9 protein-coding genes, 1 tRNA gene and 2 riboswitches are annotated in these 14767 nt (G+C 67.8%); of the genes, 2 read left to right on the top strand and 8 right to left on the bottom strand.

The window, feature by feature from the left end; all coding sequences use genetic code 11:
• Window positions 1-80: 80 nt before the first annotated feature.
• From SB764_RS14510 to SB764_RS14535, 6 genes are all read right to left on the bottom strand, one after another.
• Window positions 81-1082 (bottom strand): alginate lyase family protein, encoded by a 1002-nt coding sequence (locus SB764_RS14510; protein WP_231957661.1) that lies wholly within the window; start codon window positions 1080-1082, stop codon window positions 81-83.
• Window positions 1083-1448: 366 nt separating this feature from the next.
• Complete coding sequence (gcvP, locus tag SB764_RS14515) at window positions 1449-4427, bottom strand: aminomethyl-transferring glycine dehydrogenase (RefSeq protein WP_410863871.1); 2979 nt, start codon at window positions 4425-4427, stop codon at window positions 1449-1451.
• A gap of 97 nt (window positions 4428-4524) precedes the next feature.
• Complete coding sequence (gene gcvH / locus SB764_RS14520) at window positions 4525-4905, bottom strand: glycine cleavage system protein GcvH (protein ID WP_065061741.1); 381 nt, start codon at window positions 4903-4905, stop codon at window positions 4525-4527.
• Window positions 4906-4975: 70 nt separating this feature from the next.
• Entirely contained in the window at window positions 4976-6094 is a 1119-nt protein-coding gene (gene gcvT / locus SB764_RS14525; RefSeq protein ID WP_183713023.1) for a glycine cleavage system aminomethyltransferase GcvT, read from the bottom strand.
• Between the two features lie 124 nt (window positions 6095-6218).
• Window positions 6219-6344: riboswitch (glycine riboswitch) on the bottom strand.
• 56 nt (window positions 6345-6400) lie between these two features.
• Window positions 6401-6511, bottom strand: a riboswitch (glycine riboswitch).
• A 247-nt stretch (window positions 6512-6758) separates the two neighbouring features.
• On the bottom strand, window positions 6759-7106 hold the full coding sequence (locus tag SB764_RS14530; protein WP_065061739.1) for a hypothetical protein: 348 nt from the start codon (window positions 7104-7106) through the stop codon (window positions 6759-6761).
• Between the two features lie 267 nt (window positions 7107-7373).
• The gene (locus tag SB764_RS14535) at window positions 7374-8435 is read right to left on the bottom strand and encodes an oxidoreductase (RefSeq protein ID WP_110327866.1); all 1062 of its coding nucleotides are present in this window, start codon (window positions 8433-8435) and stop codon (window positions 7374-7376) included.
• A 361-nt stretch (window positions 8436-8796) separates the two neighbouring features.
• Here SB764_RS14535 and SB764_RS14540 point away from each other — a divergent pair, with 361 nt between their 5' ends.
• Window positions 8797-10887: a UvrD-helicase domain-containing protein gene (locus SB764_RS14540; RefSeq protein ID WP_410863874.1), complete on the top strand. Its 2091-nt coding sequence runs from the start codon at window positions 8797-8799 to the stop codon at window positions 10885-10887.
• Window positions 10888-10986: 99 nt separating this feature from the next.
• Here the strand turns inward: SB764_RS14540 and SB764_RS14545 are convergent, their stop codons facing one another.
• Complete coding sequence (locus SB764_RS14545) at window positions 10987-11898, bottom strand: c-type cytochrome (RefSeq protein ID WP_410863876.1); 912 nt, start codon at window positions 11896-11898, stop codon at window positions 10987-10989.
• A 482-nt stretch (window positions 11899-12380) separates the two neighbouring features.
• Here SB764_RS14545 and SB764_RS14550 point away from each other — a divergent pair.
• Window positions 12381-12456 (top strand) — tRNA-Arg (locus tag SB764_RS14550).
• A gap of 111 nt (window positions 12457-12567) precedes the next feature.
• Here SB764_RS14550 and SB764_RS14555 read toward each other — a convergent pair.
• Entirely contained in the window at window positions 12568-14700 is a 2133-nt protein-coding gene (locus tag SB764_RS14555) for a tetratricopeptide repeat protein (RefSeq protein ID WP_410863877.1), read from the bottom strand.
• Window positions 14701-14767: the final 67 nt, after the last annotated feature.

Here is a 14767-nt window from a genome sequence, read left to right on the forward strand (position 1 = left end):
GTGTCGGTTTCAGGGGATGCTGCGCGGTGTGGTGCGCGACATCGAATTCATGCGCCACCGCTGCAACCCGTCACGCGCGATCAGCGCGCCGGCAACGGCAGGCAGACGGCAAGCCACGCGGGCGGCGTGGGTGCCAGTTTCAGGGCGATCGGCGCATAGCGGCCATCGAGCCGCGCGGCCAGGTGAAACAGTTCGGCGGCGTTCTTCGGATCCCATGCGCCGGTGTAGCCGGGCAAACCGGCCTCGCGGCGCTTGGCGTCGAACGGCACGCTCGAATGCACGAATTCCTCGTGCGTCTTCTCGCCGAGCGCGTACGGCGTGAGCCAGTCGAGCGCGCTCGCCAGCGTGGCGCCGTTGGCCGCGCGTTCGGGCAGCCAGTTGCGGTTGTGGCGGCGCGCGGCGAGCGCGGCCGTCACGAGCGGCTGCAGATCGTAGGTCACGTAGTGCAGCGCGTCGCGCTCGGTGAAATCGAGCGTGGAGCCGTCGGGCGCGACGTTGTCGCCGATATGCTCGACGAACAGACGCTGCGCCGTCGCGATCATCTTGCGGTTGTCGAGCGTGAACGCCGTCATCGCAATGAGCTTGACCCGATGGCTCTGCCAGTTGTTCGCGAACGTGCCCTTGAGCGGGCGCGGCTGCGCGTCCACCTGCTGGATGTAGCCGTTCGCGAACTTGTTCAGAAACAGCATGGTCGCGTTGCGCGTTTTCACCGGCAGCGCGCTCGCGGTCATGTCGTACGCGAGGATCAGCGCTTCGAAGCGCGTTTCGTCGATCGGATTGAAGCTCGGTTGATAGGTCGTGACCCACGCGTACAGAAAGCGGTCGACGAGCTTCAGGAAGCGGTCGTCGCTCGTGGCGCGCCAGGCGAGCGCCGCGTTGCGCATCAGGTCGAGTTCCTTCTCGGCCTCGACGCTCTGGTCGTAGATGCCCTCGTGCGGCAGCGTGCCTTCCGTGTGCAGCCGCGCGAGCGGATGCGGCACGTCGTTCACGTGCGCCTGCACTTCGGCCACCAGCGCTTTCACGCCGGGGTCCGAATTGGTGCGTTCGCTGGTCTGCAGGGCCGGTGCCGCGCAGAAGTTCATCGCCGCGCGCGCCGGTTGCGCCGCGCTCAGGGCCGCGAGGCCCGCACTCACGAAACAGGCCGCCGCGAGCGTGCGCGCGCCGCCGCGCGCCAAGCGGCCCTTGGCCTGCGTGATCGCCGGATTTCCGGCCAAGGCCGTTCCCACCTTCCGCGCCATGCGCGACTCCCTGGTTCAAGGCTGACAGGTGTGTGATGTTAACGGTTTGGCGAGCTTTGGCGAAGTTTCGCGGCGGCAAATGTAACGAAAGTAACGTCGCAGGGCGGGGCGCACGCCGGGTCGCCGGGCCGGCCGCACGGCGCCGCCGCGTCGACCGGAGGTCGTGCGGCGGCATGGCGGCGGTCATGGCCGGTTACCCGACGGTTACGCTCATTCGCCGGCGGTCCCGTCGGCCTGATCGTCGTAAGCGTCGATCGGCACGCACGAGCAGAACAGGTTGCGGTCGCCGTAGACGTTGTCGGCGCGGCCGACCGGCGGCCAGTACTTGCGCGCGACCAGCGACGCGAGCGGATACGCCGCCTGCTCGCGCGAGTAGGCGTGCGCCCAGCCGTCGGCGACCACCACGGCGGCCGTGTGCGGCGCGTGACGCAGCGGGTTGTCCTCGGCGTCGGCGCGACCGTCTTCCACGGCGCGGATTTCCTCGCGGATCGCGATCATGGCGTCGATAAAGCGGTCCAGCTCCTCCTTCGACTCCGACTCGGTCGGCTCGACCATCAGCGTGCCCGGCACCGGGAAGCTCATGGTCGGCGCGTGGAAGCCGTAGTCCATCAGGCGCTTGGCCACGTCGTCGACGGTGATGCCGCTCGCATCCTTGATGGGGCGCAGATCGAGAATGCATTCGTGCGCGACGAGGCCGCCGGGGCCGCTGTACAGCACCGGGAAGTGCGGCGCGAGCTTGTTCGCCACGTAGTTCGCGTTGAGGATCGCGGTTTCGGTCGCGGCGGTGAGGTTCGCCGCGCCCATCATCGCGATGTACATCCACGAAATCGGCAGGATCGAGGCCGAGCCGTACGGCGCCGCGCTGACCGCGCCGATGCCGTGGCCCTGATCGGTCGAGCGCTTGTAGCCCGACGAAAGCTGGTTCGGCAGGAACTGCGCGAGGTGCGCGCCGACCGCGACCGGACCGACGCCCGGGCCGCCGCCGCCGTGCGGAATGCAGAAGGTCTTGTGCAGGTTCAGGTGCGAGACGTCGCCGCCGAACTGGCCCGGCGCCGCGAGACCGACCATCGCGTTCATGTTGGCGCCGTCCACGTAGACCTGGCCGCCTGCCGCGTGCACGATTTCGCAGACTTCGCGCACGTTTTCCTCGAACACGCCGTGCGTGGACGGGTAGGTGATCATGATCGCCGCGAGCTTCGCCGCGTGCTGTTCGGCCTTGGCCTTGAGGTCGGCGAGATCGATGTTGCCTTGCGCGTCGCACGCGACCACCACGACCTGCATGCCCGCCATCTGCGCGGAAGCCGGGTTCGTGCCGTGCGCCGAAGCGGGAATCAGGCAGACGTTGCGATGCGCGTCGCCGCGCGAGGCGTGATACGCCTGAATGATCAGCAGACCGGCGTACTCGCCCTGCGAGCCGGCGTTCGGTTGCAGCGAGACGGCGGCGTAGCCGGTCGCGGCCACGAGCATCTGTTCGAGCTGATCGACCATTTCGCGGTAGCCGACGGTTTGCTCGGCGGGCGCGAACGGGTGAATCTGGCCGAACTCGGGCCACGTCACCGGCAGCATTTCCGAGGTGGCGTTGAGCTTCATCGTGCACGAGCCGAGCGGAATCATCGAGCGGTCGAGCGCGAGGTCCTTGTCCGACAGGCTGCGCAGATAGCGCAGCATTTCCGTTTCCGAATGGTGACGGTTGAAGACCGGATGCGTGAGATAAGCGCTTTCGCGCGCGAGCGCGGCCGGGAAGGTGGCGGCGTTGGCGGCGGCGAGGTCGGCGTCGAGCGCGTCGACCGACGGCGTCTCGCCCGCGAACGCGGCTTGCGCGAACACGGCGAGCAGATCGGCCAGATCGCCGCGCGTGGTGGTTTCGTCGACGGAGACGCCCACGCACGTTTCGCTCACGTGGCGCAGGTTCATGCCGCGCGCGAGCGCCGCGTCATGCAGCGCCTGAGTGCGCGCGCCCGCTTCGAACGTGATGGTGTCGAAGAACGACGCGTTGACGAGCGTGTAGCCGAGCTTCTGCGCGCCCGCGGCCAGAATGGCGGCCACGCGGTTCACGCGCTGCGCGATGCGCTTCAGACCCTGCGGACCGTGATAGACCGCGTACATGCTGGCCATGATCGCGAGCAGCGCCTGCGCCGTGCAGACGTTCGAGGTGGCCTTCTCGCGGCGGATATGCTGTTCGCGCGTTTGCAGCGCGAGGCGCAGCGCCGGGTTGCCCTGCGCGTCGACGGTCACGCCGACGAGACGGCCCGGCATCTGGCGCTTGAAGTCGTCCTTCACCGCGAGGTAGGCGGCGTGCGGGCCGCCGAAGCCCATCGGCACGCCGAAGCGCTGCGAGTTGCCCACGGCCACGTCCGCGCCCCATTCGCCGGGCGGCGTGAGCAGCGTGAGCGCGAGCAGGTCGGCGGCGGCGATCACCGCGCCGCCCGCGGCGTGCACGGCCTGGGCGAGTTCGCGGTAGTCGCGCACGTCGCCGTTCACGCCCGGATATTGCAGCAGCACGCCGAAGGCGTTCGCCTGCGCGGCCTCGGCGGCGGGGCCGACCTTCACTTCGATGCCGATCGGTTTGGCGCGCGTCTGCACGACTTCGAGCGTTTGCGGCAGCACGTCGTCGGCGACGAAGAACACGTTCGACTTCGACTTGCCCACGCGCTGCACGAGCGTCATCGCTTCGGCGGCGGCGGTGCCTTCGTCGAGCAGCGATGCGTTGGAAATGGCGAGGCCCGTCAGGTCGACGATCATCTGCTGATAGTTCAGCAGCGCCTCCAGACGGCCTTGCGAGATTTCCGGCTGGTACGGCGTGTAGGCCGTGTACCACGCCGGATTTTCGAGCACGTTGCGCAGGATGACGGCCGGCGTGTGCGTGTCGAAATAGCCCTGCCCGATGTACGAGCGGAACACCTGGTTCTTGTCCGCGAGCGCGCGCAGCGCGGCCAGCGCCTCGGCTTCCGAGCGCGGCTGCGAGAACGGCCCGAGCGGCAGCGTCTCGGTGCGGCGGATCTTCGCCGGAATCACCGCGTCGATCAGCGCCGCGCGCGACGCGAAGCCGAGCGCGTCGAGCATCGCTTGCTGGTCGGCCGTGTCGGGGCCGATGTGGCGGGCGGCGAAGGCGTCGTGCGCTTCGAGCGCCGCGAGCGAGAGAGCCGTGGGCGAGGTGTTCATCAGACGATCCGGGTGTTCGAGCTTCATGAGGTTTCCTGCCGGCGCGGGCGGCGCGTCGCGTAGTGCCGCGATGCCGCCGCGCCTGTGCGTTGGGACGGGCCTTCTGCGAAAGCCGTCCCGGGGTTTAGGCGCCGATGGCCTTCTCGTAGGCGGCGGCGTCGATCAGCGCGTCGAGCTTGGCGTCGGCGGCCGGCTTGATCTTGAAGAGCCACGACTCGTAGGGCGCGCCGTTCACGCCTTCGGGGGCGTCGACGAGCGCCGAGTTCGATTCGACGATCTCGCCCGAGACCGGCGCGTAGATGTCCGAGGCGGCCTTGACCGATTCGATCACGGCGATGGCGTCGCCCGCCGTGACGGCGCGGCCGGCTTCGGGCAGTTCGAGGAAGACGATGTCACCGAGCGCTTCCTGCGCGTGATCGGTGATGCCGACGGTCAGCGTGCCGTCGGCTTCGGTGCGGATCCACTCGTGCGATTCGGTGTATTTCAGATCGGCCGGGATGCTCATGGTTGCTCCAGTGCGTGGTTCGTTTATGACTTGAAAAGAGGGTGGGCGTGCGCGCCGGAATCCTTGCGGATCAGGCGACCAGCACCTTGCCGTTGCGCACGAACGGCAGTTTTACCACGCTTGCGGGAAGGGCTTTGTCGCGGATCTGCACCTGCACGACGTCGCCCGGCTGCACGCCCTCGGGCACGCGCGCGAAGGCGATGGATTCCTGCATCGTCGGCGAGAAGGTGCCGCTCGTGATCTCGCCGTCGCCGTGCGGCGTCAGCACTTTCTGGTGAGCGCGCAGCACGCCGCCGGCCTTGCCGTTTTCCTTCTGCAGGATCAAGCCGACGAAGGTCGAGCGCGTGCCGTTCGCTTCGAGCGCGGCGCGGCCGACGAACTCGCGCGGCGTCTTCAGGTCGACGGTCCAGGCGAGGCCCGCGTCGAGCGGCGAGACGCTGTCGTCCATGTCCTGGCCGTAGAGGTTCATGCCCGCTTCGAGGCGCAGCGTGTCGCGCGCGCCGAGGCCGCAGGGCTTCACGCCCTGGCGTTGCAGCGCGTCCCAGAACTCGCAGACGGCGGCGGCGGGCAGCACGATTTCGAAGCCGTCTTCACCGGTGTAGCCGGTGCGCGCGATCATCAGCTCGCCGAACGGCGTGGCGTCGATCTTCGCGGCGTTGAAGGGCTTGAGGATTTCGGTGGCGCTGCGCGAGGAGGGCGCGACGGCCCAGACTTTCTCGCGCGCGTTCGGGCCTTGCACGGCGACGATCGCGAGATCGCGGCGCGGTGTGATGGTGAGGCCGAAGCCGCCTTCGGCGTTGAGCTTCTCGAACCAGGCGATGTCTTTGTCGGCGGTGCCCGCGTTGACGACGGTGCGGAACGCGTCGTCGGCGAAGTAATAGACGATCAGGTCGTCGATCACGCCGCCTTCGGGGTTGAGCATGCAGGAATAGAGCGCCTTGCCGGGCGTCGTCAGCTTGGCGACGTTGTTGGCGAGCGCGTGGGCGAAGAATTCGCGCGCCTTCGCGCCCGAGAAGTCGACGACGCACATGTGCGAGACATCGAACATGCCGGCGTCGGTGCGCACGGCGCGATGTTCGTCGATCTGCGAGCCGTAGTTGACGGGCATGTCCCAGCCGCCGAAATCGACCATGCGGGCGTTCAGCGCGCGGTGCGTGTCGTTCAGCGGAGTGCGTTTGAGTTCGGTCATGAGGCCTCAGGCGGTCGCGAGGGTTTTCGTGCGACTCCGGGGGAATGTCCCGCCGGAATTCGAGCGAAAACGAAAAAGGCCATGCAGGACTCGCCGCAGGCACGATGCCCGTGGTCGGTTCTTGCATGGCCCCTCTGTCCTCGGTACCTGAGAGATTGCGTCGATCGACGCGCGCCCCTTCGGTGGGCAGCCTGAACGCCAGGGTTACGATCCCTCCGCCGTTCTACTGCCGCTCTCCAGAGTTGCGGACCTGAGTGCCGTCTCGCGCGTCTCGCACGCGGGTGCGAAACAGGCGAAGCAGCGGTCCGGCGCGCACGGTCCTTTTGCCTGAGAGTTTGTGGGTTGCCCCTTCGGCGGCGGCGTTGCGATTCGAAATTGACTCGACTCGCGAACGTCGCGCTCTCCCGGCGCGCGCAGCGATTGTGCTGGACGCCGGCGGGCTGTGTCAATGCGGAAAAATTAGGCGCACCGTGGCGGCGGAACGGGAGTGGAACCTGCGCCAGCCGGCCGCGCGTGCTGGCGGGCCATGCGCCGAACGCCGCCCGGCAAGGCTTGCGCGCATGCGGCCCCGAAAGAACCGCTCGCGCGCGACCGCGCATGCGCGCCAAAAAAAGAAACGGGCCGCGCGAGGCGGCCCATGTGATCGCGGTGGTTTTGCGCGGGCTTATTCGCCGATGGCGCGCGCCGCCGTATCGAGCTCCTGGTTGAGCACGTGCTGCTCGTCGCCGGAGATGCCGCCGCCGTGCTGCGCAGCCATGTCGTGCGCCTCGCCGCGGATCGTGTCGAGGCGGTGATGCAGCGCGGCGCCCTGCGGCGGCGGATAGTAGCCCTGGTTCACGCGCGCGTCGATGCGGCGCCCCAGGGTGTCGATGCGGGCGTCGACCTGATGCAGGCGGTCGACGGCCAGTTCATGCGGATTCGAGCCGGAATGCTGCGCGGGCGGGGTGACGACGCATGCGGCGAGCGTCGAGATCAGCGCGGCGGCGCAGCTCAGGCGGATGGCACGGTTCACACAATTCAATCGGGTCATTGAGACTCTCCTTGTTGTCGGTCCGGGGCGGGCTGGCGCGCGCCACGAACCCTGCACCCCGGAAGATGCAGAACGTTATCGCTCTGTTTCTGGCGTTGTTCGTCGGCAAACGCGTCGCGCGCGCCGTGCGATGACCGCACGGCGGCGCAGACTTGTAACCGTTTGTATGGACCTTTCAGACGCGTCGGCGGTTTGCAAGCCGCGCGGCCTCGCCGGGCAGTCGGTTCGCGCGAGGTTCGCGCTGCGTGCTCACTGAGCGCGCGTGAAGGCGATCGTGCGGCCTTCCTCGGCGCTGCGCATCGCCAGCTCGACGATCGTCATCACGTCGACGGCGTCCTGCGGACTCACCGGGAACGGCGTGCCCTCGCGGATCGCGGCGGCGAGCGCGCGGTACAGGTCGGCGTAATTGCCCGCGGCGTTGGGCACGTCGCGGTCGGACTCCTGGCCGTCGTCGGCCATGACGTGCAGTCGGCCCGCTTCGTTGCCGTCGCCGAAACCGGGCTGGCCGGGGCGCAGGCCCGCCTTCAGCTGGTCCTCCTGGGTATCGAGCCCGTTTTTCAGGTAGCTGCCGCGCGTGCCGTGAATCGCGAAACGCGGCGCGTACGCGGCCAGCGCGCTCGCGTGCAGCACGGCGTCGAGGCCGTCGTAGCGCAGCACGAGGTGCGCGTAGTCGGGCGCGCTGGCGTGGTCGCGGCGCGTGTGCACGAAGGCCGTGACCGACTCGGGCGCGCCGAACAGCGCGAGCGTCTGGTCGATCAGATGCGGCCCGAGGTCGTAGAGCAGGCCGCCGCCGCGCGTCGCGTCCTCGCGCCAGCGCTGGCGCACCTGCGGACGGAAGCGGTCGAAGTGCGATTCGTAATGCGTGACGCGGCCCAGCTCGCCGTTCGCGATCAGCTGCTTGACTGTGAGGAAGTCGCCGTCCCAGCGACGGTTGTGGAACGGCGCGAACACGAGGCCGCGCTGCTGCGCGATGGCCGCGAGCGTGCGCGCTTCCTCGGCGGTGAGCGTGACCGGTTTGTCGACGAGCACGTGCTTGCCGCGCTCCAGCGTGCGGCGCGCGAGTTCGTAGTGCGTGTCGTTGGGCGTGGCGATCACGACGCATTCGATCGCGTCGAGCGAGAGCAGCGCGTCGAGATCGGGGACGATTGCGGCGTCCGGATAGTCGGCCTGCGCACGCTCGGCCTGGCTCGTGGCGATGGCGGCAAGCGTGACGGGCAGATTCGCCGTGCCGCTATGGGCGATCACGGGTGCATGGAAGGTCTGGCCGGCGAAGCCATAGCCCATCAGGCCGATTTGCAGCGGTGCTGTCATGTAAGCGCGTCCTCTTTCCAGCGTGGGAGCGGCACGGCGGGTAGCGATGCCGCGGGTGGCGGGAGCCCGTTATTGTGGCACGCACGACGGCGCGCGTGGCGGGGCGCTGCGGGGACGGATCGGCGTGCGGCTGGATCGGCTGGTCGACGCGGCGTGTCGTTGTGACACGACGCTGTGACCTGATGCGCGCGGGATGCGGCGTCGCGCCGTTAGCGGGGCGGCATCGGCGCGACACCGCATCGTGTTAACATCGCGGCTCTCGCGTGAAGGGCCGCCGCGCCATGAGCATCGTCTGCATCATGCGCAGGGTTTGCGCCGCACGCTACCCGGCAGTACCACCCGTTTTTCCAATCCAGCAACGATGTCCGCAGGCCTGAATCCCGCCCAGAACGAAGCGGTGCGCTATCTCGACGGTCCCTGTCTCGTGCTCGCCGGCGCGGGCAGCGGCAAGACGCGCGTCATTACGCAGAAGATCGCCCATCTGATCGAAGCGAAAGGCTTCGAGCCGCGCCATATCGCCGCCGTCACCTTCACCAACAAGGCCGCCGCCGAAATGCGCGAGCGCGTGGGCAAACTGCTCGAAGGCAAGACGCTCACGACGCCCGGCAAGGAAGGCCGCAAGGTGCCGGCGAACCAGTTGACCGTCTGTACGTTCCACTCGCTGGGCGTGCAGATCCTGCGCCAGGAAGCCGAGCATCTGGGACTCAAGCCCCAGTTCTCGATCATGGATTCGGACGACTGCTTCGCCATGATCCAGGAGCAGGTGGGCTCGACCGACAAGGGTTTCATCCGCAAGATCCAGTCGATCATCTCGCTCTGGAAGAACGGTCTCGTCATGCCCGAGCAGGCGCTCGCGACGGCGTCGAACGAGGACGAGCATCAGGCGGCCATCGTCTACCGCAACTACATGGCGACGCTGCACGCCTATCAGGCCGTCGATTTCGACGATCTGATCCGCCTGCCCGCCGAACTGTTCGCGAAGAACGAGCCGGTGCGCGAGCGCTGGCAGAACAAGCTGCGCTATCTGCTGGTCGACGAATACCAGGACACCAACACTTGCCAGTACGAGCTGCTCAAGCTGCTGGCGGGCCCGCGCGCGGCGTTCACGGCCGTGGGCGACGACGACCAGGCGATCTACGGCTGGCGCGGCGCGACCATCGAAAATCTCGCGCAACTCGGCAAGGATTATCCGAAGCTGCACGTGGTCAAGCTGGAGCAGAACTATCGCTCGACCGTGCGCATTCTCACGGCGGCGAACAACGTGATCGCCAATAACCCGAAGCTGTTCGAGAAGAAGCTCTGGTCCGAGCACGGCATGGGCGACACGATCACCGTCACGCCCTGCAACGACGAGGAGCACGAAGCCGAATCGGTCGTGTTCCGTCTCTCGGCGCACAAGTTCGAGCGCCGCGCGCAGTTCCGCGACTACGCCATTCTTTATCGCGGCAATTTCCAGGCGCGCATCTTCGAGCAGGTGCTGCGCCGCGAGCGCATTCCGTACGTGCTGTCGGGCGGGCAGTCGTTCTTCGACAAGGCCGAAATCAAGGACATCTGCGCGTATCTGCGTCTGATCGCCAATCACGACGACGATCCCGCGTTCATCCGCGCGATCACGACGCCGCGCCGCGGCGTGGGCAACACCACGCTCGAAGCGCTCGGCTCGTTCGCGGGGCAGGCGAAGGTGTCGCTGTTCGAAGCGGTGTACATGGGCGGCATCGAGGCGCGGCTGTCCGCGCGCCAGGTCGAGCCGATGCGCGTGTTCTGCGACTTCATGCAGCGTCTGGCGGAGCGAGCCGTGAAGGATCCGGCGACCGTCGTGCTCGACGAACTGATGGACGCGATCCACTACGAGGCGTATCTCTACGACGCCTTCGACGAGCGCCAGGCGCAGTCGAAGTGGCAGAACGTGCTCGAATTCCTCGAGTGGCTCAAGCGCAAGGGCACCAAGCCCGAGCAGGAGATCGGCGAAGACAGCGAGGCGACGGGTTACGACAACACCGACGGTCTCGCCGACACCGGCAAGAATCTGATGGGCCTGATCCAGACCGTCGCGCTGATGTCGATGCTTGAAGGCAAGGAAGAGGACCCGGACGCGGTGCGCCTGTCGACCGTGCACGCGTCGAAGGGGCTGGAGTATCCGCACGTGTTCCTGGTGGGCGTCGAGGAAGGCATCATGCCGCATCGCGGCGGCTCGGAAGACGACATCGTCGACGATTCGCGCATCGAGGAAGAACGCCGCCTGATGTATGTGGCGATCACGCGCGCGCAGCGCAGCCTGCATCTGAACTGGTGCAAGAAGCGCAGGCGGGCGCGCGAGACGGTGGTGTGCGAGCCGTCGCGCTTCATCCCCGAAATGGGACTCGACGAAGCGCCGCCGCCGACCGCCGAGGAAGCGCCGATGTCGCCGAAAGACCGGCTCGCGAGTTTGAAGGCGCTGTTGCAGAAGGGCTGATCTGATCGCCCGCGCGCACGCGTCCGGCTGAAAGGGAAAGGGCCGCATCGAGTGTCGATGCGGCCCTTTGTTTTTGTTACGCAGTTTGCGGCGCGCGGCTTACTTCGCGGCGCTCACCATGTAATCGACGGCGGCCTTCACGTCGGCGTCCGAGGCGTTCGAGCCGCCCTTGGGCGGCATCGCGCCCTTGCCGTGCAGCGCGTAGTTGTAGACCGTGTCCATCGGGTCCTTGAGGCGCGGCGCCCAGTCGTCCTTGTTGCCGAACTTCGGCGCGCCCAGCACGCCCGCGGCGTGACACGCCTGGCAGACCTGCGTGTAGAGCGCCTTGCCGGCCTGCGCGGCGTCGGCGCTTTGCGTCGCGCCGCCTGCCGCAGGGTTGCCCGAAGCGGCCTGCGGGATCGCGGCGATGGCGGCCGCGGCGGCGGAGGCCTGGGCAGCGTTCGCATCGGCGCCCGATGCGGCCGGCGCTGCCGCCGCTGCGCCCGACGCCGCGTTCGCCGCGCCCGGCGCGGGCTTGGGCGGATCCTGGAAGTTCGCGCCGCCGTGATTGGCCATGTAGGCCACGGCGAGGCCGATTTCGTAGTCGCTGTAGTCGTCGGGGCTGGTGCCGCCGCGCGGCGGCATCGCGCCCTTGCCGGAGAGCGCGGTGTGCCAGAGCGTGTCGTAGCCCTGGGCGATGCGCGGCGCCCAGTCGCCCGTGTTGCCGAACTTCGGCGCGCCCGCCGCGCCGCTCGCGTGGCAGGCGGAACAGACGGCCTGGTAGACCTGCTCGCCGGTCTTGTAGACGCGCGGCGCGTTGGCGTCGCGGATCGACACCTGGGCGATCGGCGCGATGCGCGAGGCGACTTGCTGGGCGGAGAGTTCGTCGGTGCCCGCGCCGGTGCGCGTCGTGTTGTCGACGTAGTAGGCGAGCAGAACGATGATGACGATAGGGACGGCAAACCCGGCGATGACAGCGGCGATCAACTGGCCGGGCGTTTTGATCGGGGCTCCGTGGGGTGCTTCGCTCATGCTTGTCTCGACTCCCGTTGGTATTGTGGTGAGCGGTACAGCAGGACGGCAACGGCCTTGCGAATGATCAAACAGGAACGATTATAGACGCAAGGTTTCGCGCCCGGTGGCGGTGCGCGGGGGCGCTTAAGCGGGCGTTTACCCGCATCGATGCGCTTGTCTTGCCTGCTTTACCGGGGGTTGGGCGCGGTGGGGCGTTGGCCTTGGTACGCGGCTGCTGCTTAAAAAGCGTCGGATCATAGCGCATCGGGCGCGGGTGTCGTCGCATGGGTTTGCGCGTGTGGGTGCGTTTGCCTGGGGGTGCGCGTACACCGCTGCCGGCCCGGTCCCGGCGGCCCGCGCGCGGTGGACGTTGTCATCGAAACCGGGTATCCTCTCGGTCTCTACGGCGCTGCTATCCCCGTATTTTGCGGTCTGGCTGGCAGCGCTTTCGCACGAATGAGCCTGGGTGTTTCTCCTCCACGCCAGTTCGCGCGAGTCACGCGCCCGTAGCTCAATGGATAGAGTACTGCCCTCCGAAGGCAGGGGTTGCTGGTTCGATCCCAGCCGGGCGCGCCAAAATTTGCGTATCACGTCGGAGTAGCAGATCAAACTGCACAAAGCCGCACCGACCCGCATCAAGCAAGGCCCTATGGCGCAAGCCTGGGGCCTTTGTTTTTTGCGCTCCCCTCACACACCCAGCCACTGCGCACACGCCGCGCGCATGCGCTCCACCACCGCGGGCCACGGCTCCTCGCGTCCTCGTCTGAACAGCCGCACCGTCTCGGGATACCACGGCGAGTCGTCGCGGCCATGCATCCAGCGCCAGTCGACGTCGTACGACGGCAGCAGCACCCAGCACGGTTTGCCGAGCGAGGCCGCGAGATGAGCGGTCGACGTATCCACGCAGATCACGAGATCGAGTTGCGAAATGAGCGCGGCCGTGTCGGTGAAATCGTCGAGATCGGCGCCGAGCGGCAGGATCGGAAAGCAGGCGGGCAACGACAGTGCTTCGTCCTCTCCCGCGCCTTTTTGCAGACTCACGAACTTGACGCCCGGCAGCCCCCAGAGCGGCGCGAGTGCGTTGAGCATCGGCAACGAGCGGTGCGCGTCGTTGTGATGTTTCGGATTGCCTTTCCAGACGAGACCGATGCGATGTCCCGCGCCGAGATCGGCGAGTCGCGCGCGCCAATGTTCGACGCGTGACGGACACTGCGCGATGCGCAGCGGCGGCGGAATCGTGTCGAGTGTGGTGCCGAGTCGCAGCGGCGCGCTCAGCGGACTGATCCAGCAATCGAATTCGTTCGCGCGCGCGAGCGCGGCTTCGTGGCTGAGCACGACGTCGACGCCTTCGACTTCCGCGAACAGGCGATGCAGCGGCGCAACGCACGCAAAGGCCACGCGCGCCGTGCCGCGTGCCTTCAGCGCGTGCAGATATCGGCCGAACTGCAACATGTCGCCGAGTCCGTCTTCCTGCCAGACCAGCAGCGTCTTGCCGGTCAGCGGCTCGCCTTGCCAGCGCGGGCAAGGCAGCATCGACTGCGTGGCGTGCGGCGCGAAGCCGGGCATGCCATAGCGACATTCGTATAGCAGAAAGCCTTCCTCGAAACGCCCCACGCTGATGAGCAGCGTGGCGAGCCGGAACATCGCATCGCCGTAATCGGGGCGCAGCACGAGCGCGCGGCGATAGGCGCTTTCGGCGTGATCGAGCTCGCCGAGCTCCTTCATGATGCTGCCGATGTTGAAGTGCGTTTCGGCCATGTCGGCGCGCAGCGTGAGCGCGTGATGAAACGCGGCGAGCGCGTCATGCAGACGTCCGAGCGCGAGCAGCGTGCAGCCGAGATTGTTGGCCGCTTCGACGCGGTTCGGCGCGAGCCGCAGCGCTTCTCGATAGGCCGATTCCGCTTCGGCCACGCGCTCGGTCGCGTGCAGCACGCAACCGAGGTTGTAGTGCGCGTCGGCGAAATCGGGGCGCAGCGCGAGCGTTTGCCGGAAGGCGTTTTCCGCTTCGGGCAGACGCTTGAGCGCCGTGAGCACGCAGCCGAGATTGTTGAGTGCATCGGCGAAGTCGGGGCGCATCTGCAATGCGAGGCGGCAGGCCAGTTCGGCTTCGGGCAGACGGCCGCGCGCCTTGAACAGCGCGGCCAGATTGTTCAGCGCCTCGGGGAACTGTGGTTGCGCGAGCAGCGCCTGACGATACGCTTCTTCGGCCTCGTCGAACCGCCCGCGCTCGCACAGCAGATTGCCGAGGCTGTTGCTCGCCATCGCGCACTGTGGATCGGCGGCGAGCGCTTCGCGATACGCCGCTTCGGCCTCGTCGAGCCGGCGCTGGTCGTGCAGCACCGCGCCGAGGTGGTAGCGCGCGCCGACGTGTCCCGGTTCCAGTGCGAGCGCCGCGCGTTGCGAGGCCTCCGCCGAGGCGTAGCGGCCAAGACGCTGCAACACGAGGCCGCGATGATGGTGAGCGTCGATGTCGTCGGGGCGCAGCTCGGTCAGGCGTTCATAGGCGGCTTCCGCTTCGGCAAGCTGGCCGAGTTGCGCCAGCGTCGCGCCCAGTCCGCGATAGCCCTCGGCGAAATCCGGCGCCGCTTCACTACAGCGCACCCAGAACGCTTTCGCCCGTTCGGGCTCGCCCGCGCCCGACGCGCAGGTGGCGGCGAGCTGGAGCGCGTGCGCGAGCGCGGCGTCATTGGCGCTTGCCGTTTCGCCGACGATCGGGGCGAGCAGGGCCAGGGCATCGGCGAATTGCTGGCCGGCGCAGAGCGTCGTGGCGTCGCGCAGGATGGCGTCGTGCGAGCGGAGGGGCGTGCGTGTTGCGGTCACGGTGGTCGAGGCAGGAGCAGGACGCCCAGATTAAGCGAAGCGCGCGTGCCGCGGCGGCCGGAATTGA

The organism is Paraburkholderia sp. SIMBA_027 (genome assembly GCF_046535315.1).
GTDB lineage: Bacteria > Pseudomonadota > Gammaproteobacteria > Burkholderiales > Burkholderiaceae > Paraburkholderia > Paraburkholderia tropica.

Excerpts from the sequence above, each read along its gene's own strand:
- SB764_RS14510 (WP_231957661.1), bottom strand. The coding sequence starts at position 1,082 with ATGAACTTCTGCGCGGCACCGGCCCTGCAGACCAGCGAACGCACCAAT.
- gcvP (WP_410863871.1), bottom strand. The coding sequence starts at position 4,427 with ATGAAGCTCGAACACCCGGATCGTCTGATGAACACCTCGCCCACGGCT.
- gcvH (WP_065061741.1), bottom strand. The coding sequence starts at position 4,905 with ATGAGCATCCCGGCCGATCTGAAATACACCGAATCGCACGAGTGGATC.
- gcvT (WP_183713023.1), bottom strand. The coding sequence starts at position 6,094 with ATGACCGAACTCAAACGCACTCCGCTGAACGACACGCACCGCGCGCTG.
- SB764_RS14535 (WP_110327866.1), bottom strand. The coding sequence starts at position 8,435 with ATGACAGCACCGCTGCAAATCGGCCTGATGGGCTATGGCTTCGCCGGC.
- SB764_RS14540 (WP_410863874.1), top strand. The coding sequence starts at position 8,797 with ATGTCCGCAGGCCTGAATCCCGCCCAGAACGAAGCGGTGCGCTATCTC.
- SB764_RS14545 (WP_410863876.1), bottom strand. The coding sequence starts at position 11,898 with ATGAGCGAAGCACCCCACGGAGCCCCGATCAAAACGCCCGGCCAGTTG.